At 62.2% G+C, this 6000-nt stretch carries 3 protein-coding genes; 1 reads left to right on the top strand and 2 read right to left on the bottom strand.

Going from position 1 to position 6000, the window contains the following annotated elements:
* Both LEP6406_RS34600 and LEP6406_RS0200590 read right to left on the bottom strand, forming a co-directional pair.
* A partial coding sequence (locus LEP6406_RS34600) for an AAA-like domain-containing protein (protein ID WP_036028833.1) occupies window positions 1-2328 on the bottom strand: 2328 nt, incomplete at its 3' end.
* A complete protein-coding gene (locus tag LEP6406_RS0200590; protein WP_027268715.1) occupies window positions 2321-4438 on the bottom strand; it encodes an AAA-like domain-containing protein in 2118 nt (705 codons plus the stop codon). The genes LEP6406_RS34600 and LEP6406_RS0200590, both read right to left, overlap by 8 nt.
* 627 nt (window positions 4439-5065) lie before the next feature.
* Here LEP6406_RS0200590 and LEP6406_RS26065 point away from each other — a divergent pair.
* Window positions 5066-5788 (top strand): cation diffusion facilitator family transporter, encoded by a 723-nt coding sequence (locus LEP6406_RS26065; protein ID WP_008311570.1) that lies wholly within the window; start codon window positions 5066-5068, stop codon window positions 5786-5788.
* The last annotated feature ends 212 nt before the right edge of the window (window positions 5789-6000 follow it).

Genomic DNA, 6000 nt, shown 5'->3' with positions numbered 1-6000 from the left:
GACCCCTCCCTGATGGCCGGTGAAGGGGGTGCCCAGGGCCTCGCCGCTGCGGCTCCACAACCGCACCGTGCCGTCTAATCCCCCACTGACGATGGTTTGGCCATCCCCGCTCAACGCCACCGAACTGACCCTTCCCTCATGGCCGGTGAAGGGGGTACCCAGGGCCTCGCCGCTGCGGCTCCACAACCGCACCGTGCCGTCAGATCCCCCACTGACGATGGTTTGGTCATCCCCGCTCAACGCCACCGACCAGACCCATCCCTGATGGCCCGTGAAGGGGGTACCCAGGGCCTCGCCGCTGCGGCTCCACAACCGCACCGTGCCGTCATCTCCCCCACTGACGATGGTTTGGCCATCCCCGCTCAACGCCACCGACCTGACCACTCCCTGATGGCCCGTGAAGGGGGTACCCAGAGCCTCGCCGCTGCGGCTCCACAACCGCACCGTGCCGTCATCTCCCCCACTAACGATGGTTTGGCCATCCCCGCTCAACGCCACCGACCTGACCACTCCCTGATGGCTCCGCAGCAGGTTGCGCTCCCGCACCGTTTGCACCCCCGTCAGCAGGGCATTATGCACCGCTGGCAACACCTCAGAAAGCCCCTTCTCACGACTTGCCCCCAGGGCATCCACGGTCAGCACCAAGCCATCCACCTGACGCAGAGTGGTGAGGAAATAGAGGGCACGGGCTGCTTTTTCTCGCACTTCAGCTATAGCGGTTTGTCGCTCCGCTTCCTGCCGCAACCCCTCCGCCCGATCCCGTTCCAATTGGGCAATGGCCGCCTGCCGCTCCGCCTCCCGCTGCTGGGCCGTTGCTAGGTCAGTCTGGGCCTCCGCCCGCTGTCGCTCCTGATTCGCCCGCCCCGTCTCCTGTTGCGCCAACTGGGTCTGGACCTCTGCCCGCTGGCGCTGTTCCTCCGCCTGCTGTCGCTGCGCCGCTGCTGCTTGGGCCGCTTCCTCCGCCCGCTGGGCCTCCCGTTCCGCGGCCTGCTGCTGGGCCACCGCCTCCTGTTCCGCCTCCTGGGCTGTTGTGGCAGCGGTGGCTGCCGCTTGCTCTGCCACTTGGGTAGCGGCTAGGGCCGTTTCCGCCTCGAACCGTTGCTCCTCCGCCACCTGCCGTTGGTAGGTGGCCTCTAGGCGTTGCTGGTTGGCATACGCCGCCAACCCCGACAACCCCACGATCGCCACCACCAACACCGCAATAATCGGCATCGCCGGACGCAACCGCTGCCAAAAACTCTCCGGCAAATGCGCCCGAATCCAACGGCGGTCAAACACCCGCCGATAGATTTCATTGCGCACCTGCAACCACCGCCCCTGGCGCTGCACCACCCCCGCCAGCTTCAGGTGCGCCTTCACCACAGACTGCTCCTCATCCGCCACCGGCGGACGACCCCGCCACACCTGGCCATAGGTCTTCAGCACTGCCCCCGGCTCCGGTGCCCGCCTCGTCAACATATCCCGCACAAACAGCAGATTCGTTTCCTGCTCCCCCGTCGCCCCCAGGAACACCCGCTGCACCAGCCGCTCCACCTCCGCCTCCGTCCAGGCCGTTCCCCCCACCAACGCCATCTCCTGACAGAGGCGCTGGGTCAGATAGGGATGGCCCCCCGTCCAGGCCAACACCCACCCCATCACCCGTTCCCCCTGCTCCGGCGGCAACCCCAACCCCGCCACCAACGGCATCGCCTCCGCCAACGTGAAATCCTGGAGATCAATCCGGTGGCCAATATTGAACGGCGTGCGGCGCGGATCCCGAATCAAATCACTGGGGGTCGCCACCCCAATCAACACAAACGAAAGCCGATGGAATGCAGGGACTTGGGCACGGGCGGAATAGAGATAGCGAACCGCCGTGAAAAAGTCATCGGTGAAGTCCAGGGGCAGCGTGGAGTCGATTTCATCCACAAACACCACCAGCGGCTCCGTCACCTCCACCAGCAACACCTGCTCAAAAAACATCGTCAATCGCTGGGACACCCCCAAATGGCCGTGATCCTCCCACCACGTCACCACGTCCGTCTCCAGCAGAAGCTGATCCTCCAGCTTGACCAGCACCCCCAAATACCACTGATCCGCCGTCAGTTGCGTTCCCAAATCTTGCAAATCTACAATCGCCGTCCGCACCCCCTCCTGCTGGAGCACCTGGGCCGTGTTGATCATCAAACTCGACTTGCCCATCTGCCGAGGCGTTAGCACATAGGCAAACTCCCGCTCTCGACAGCGCTGCAACAACTCCCCATCCGCCTGCCGGGGAATATACACCCCCTCCGCCGCCTGCACCGTGCCGCCCGTCGTATAGAACTGGGGATTTGGAGTCTCAGCCATGGAGCCGCTCCCAGAAATATTGACCATATAACGGACATCGGGGCACCACCTGCTGCTGGTGTCGCCGCACCAACCCCGCCCCCCGCAACCGGAAAAACACCCCCTCATCGGCACAGCGCTGGTGCTGGATCACCTCCACCATCCCCGCCACCAACTGCGGCTTATCATTCATCCGAAACAGGTGATAGCGCAAATGATCCCCAAACGGCCCCCGCTCCTGGCTCGCCGTCGCCAACAACTCCGCCGCCGTCACCTGCCCCGTCGCCACCAGATATAACGCCCGCCGCACCAGGTAGGGATGCCCCGCCACCAAGGCCAGCAACCCCTGCTCCTGGGGGGGCGACAGGGGCGAGCCGTGGCGCTGGTTCAGATCCGCCACCGCCGCCCCATCAAAGTCCTGGAGTTCCAACACCTGACCCACATTAAAGGGAGACTGGTTCAGGTTTTCGATCAGTTGGTAGGGCTCCGTCGAGGTCACCAGGGCCAGATCCAACCGCTTCCATAGGGGAGACATGGCCCGGTTGTTGTGCCAACTGCGCAACATACTGAAGAAATCCGACCGGAAGGGGGCATCAAACACCCGCTCCACCTCATCCATGGCCAACACCAGGGGCTCCGCCAGGGTTTTCAGCACATACCGTTGCATATACCGGGTACAGCGCTGGCTATTGCCCAGGGAGGCGGGCCAATGATCCGCCACCCGATCCTCTAGTTCCACCTCATCCGTCAACCAGGCGCAGAACTGACGAAAAAAGCGATCGCCCGATCCCAGCGCCTCATGGTCAAACAACTGAAAGTCCAAGAACGCCACCCGCTTCCCCTGGGCCACCGCCGCCGCCATCACCCGATTCAGCAGGGAACTTTTGCCCATCTGGCGCGGCCCCTTGATCGTGATCGTCACCCCCTGTCGCTGGATCGTGTCCAGGGCTAGGGCATCCTCTTGGCGCTGGACATAGAACTGGGAGTCCCCGTCGATGGTGCCTTCGGGCATTTCTAGGAAGTGGGGTTGGGCGGCGGGGTGGGGGAGTGGAGGGGTGGAGGGGTGGGGGAGTGGGGTATTAGGGTATTGGGGGGTTGGGGGGTTTTGAACTGCGGTTACTGGGGTGGGTAGGGGGGTACCGGCGATCGCTTGTTGCAGGGCGGCGATCAGGGGTTCTGTATCGGCCTCACTGTGCCAGGTGGCCCAGTTGATGCCGTTCAGGTAAGCATTGAGGGGATAGGCAAAGGGGATGTCATTGGCTACCCGCACCGGCAAAATCTGGGGATGGCCCTGGGTTTGATAGTGCTGGTGGGCCGTTTCCACCTCCCCTACGACCATTTCACTCTGCACCGCCTGGGGGGACAGCAGGGGAATGAAAAAATCCGCTTGGCGAATTTCCGCCTCGATCCGCTGCGCCCAGGGGGTGCCGATGGCCATGTCTTGGTCAATAAAGACTTGATGGGTCTGGGCCAATGCCGCCCGCAGGGCCAAGGCCAGGGGTTCATCGGGCTCGATGCCCCGCTTGTAGCCAATCACAACCCGACCGGGGGGAGTGGCTGGGGCAGCGGTTTCAGACCGCTGGATCAGCACGGGAATCTGCTCTCCCCCTACCCCCGCTAGGGCCATGGCATTGCACCCCAGGCGATAGGCAAACTCCAGGGTTTCCCCCGCCCCTAGGGCATCGTAGAAGCTGGTGGCAAATTCAATGGCGGCGCGATCGCCGATGGCCTGGTTCATGCCAATCACCGCGCCAATGTGCTGGGCGATCGCGGTGGCCTGCACCTGGGAATAGCAGGCATTCAACAGCACACAGTCCACCTGCTCGGCAAATAGCTGAAACAGGGTGGCCAGGGCGGTGGTGCTGACCGGCTGGGGGTGACCACCCTCATTCTCCAGAATCAGCCCCCGCTCACCGTCCCCATGGCCACAGAAATGAACGATCTGGGGCTTGTGATCCAGCATCGCCCGCCGCACATCCCGAGGCCGTGCCGCCGTTTCATACACCACTTGGAAATCCTGGCGATGGCGCGATCGCTGCAACCCCGCCTTGATCTCCCGCACCTCCTCATCCAGGCGCAGGGGGACCGTCCCTCGCGGGTTCGCCGCCAGAATCAGAATTGTTGTGGTCACCGCAGGCCAGGGGAAAACAGGGGCTCAATAGGCAAATCCTAGGAGATCCCGGCGCATTTTTCCATGCCACCGCCGCCCGCCCCATCTCTCTCGGGGAAATACCCTCTCAAAAGGTCTCAGCAGGCGGTCACCAGCGCGATCGCATTCCCATGGCAATCACACCCCGCCTCGGCCCTAGTGCTGGTTGGCGTAAATACTCTAACTGTTCTATCGTGGCACACTCGGCCCCTCACCCTAGCCCTCTCCCAGGGGGAGAGGGGACCGGAAAATGTTGGGCTGGTACGACGATAGTGGGCTGATTTACACCCTGCGGGACTAGTGCTCTGCGGCGTAAATACCCTGGCCGTTCCATCGTGGCACACTCGGCTCCTCACCGTTCGGCTGAGCTCACGCCGAAGCCCTAGCCCTCTCCCAGGGGGAGCGGGGACCGGAAAATGTTGGGCTGGTGCGGCAGAATAGCAAGCCTATTTCAGGCTAGGTGTACTAATGCTGGATCAATCACTGATTGACGAGTGACCAAAATCCTGGAGTTTGGTTGGGGTTGAATTTTGAGGGTCGTCGAGCTGACGTGGAAGGGTGGGGTACCTTACAGTAGAAACGCAAGATGTTAGGTTGCCTTCGACACCTATGGCTCAAATTCGTCCCCTGATCTGCAACTGCGGTATAGTCCCGCCGAAAAGTCGCTGGCTACTACCCGTCATGGTTTCTGTGGCGCTGTTTGCAGTCTTTGAACTCTGGGTGGGCGTCATGAGTCACAGTTTGACCCTGCGGGCAGATTCCGGTCACATGTTTGGGGATGTGAGTGCCTTGGCCATTGCCCTTTGTGCCACCGGACTAGCACGACGGGCCTCTGCCACTGCTAAAGGGGGGCACCGCTTTGAACTTATGGCTGCGTTGGTTAATGGTCTGGGGTTAATGGCGATGGCGCTGTGGATTGGGCGGGAAGCTCTGCACCACCTTCAGGGGCCACCGACGGAAATTTTGAGCTGGCCCATGCTGGTGACGGCACTGCTGGGACTGTTGATCAATGGCGTCAATCTGTACTGGCTCCATGGCCACATCCATCAGGACTTGAACCTGCGCGGCGCTTTTCTCCATATTGTGGCGGATCTGTTGGGATCTCTAGGTGCGATCGCGGCGGCCCTAGCTGTGACCTATCTGGGCTGGATGTGGGCCGATACCCTGATTGGGGTAGGGGTAGCCCTACTGGTGGCGGGCAGTGCCCTGCCGCTGCTGTGGCAGTCTTGGCAACAACTCCGGCACCCACCACTCCCCCCCCAATCCCTAGAAGCCATGGGGTGGTGTGAAGTAGGTCAGACCCAACTCTCCCATCTGCTCAAAACTCCTTAACTCGTGAGGGAAGGGTGAGGGGTGATGGGGTGGGGGGGTGATGGGGTATTGGGGTGATGGGGTATTGGGGTCAATCCCGTAGGGGCGGGTTTAGCTCGTGTCTACTGGGAAATCCCAAATGGGAACCTCAAAACCCGCCCTACCCAGTGCCGGGTGACCGATATTGATCTGGATCCGTAGGGGCAATCCCTTGTGGTTGCCCTTGTGGCGGG

The organism is Leptolyngbya sp. PCC 6406 (genome assembly GCF_000332095.2).
Classification (GTDB): domain Bacteria; phylum Cyanobacteriota; class Cyanobacteriia; order Phormidesmidales; family Phormidesmidaceae; genus PCC-6406.
The sequence above is the reverse complement of the archived record's forward strand: the minus strand, read 5'-3'. Positions and strand labels throughout refer to the sequence as shown.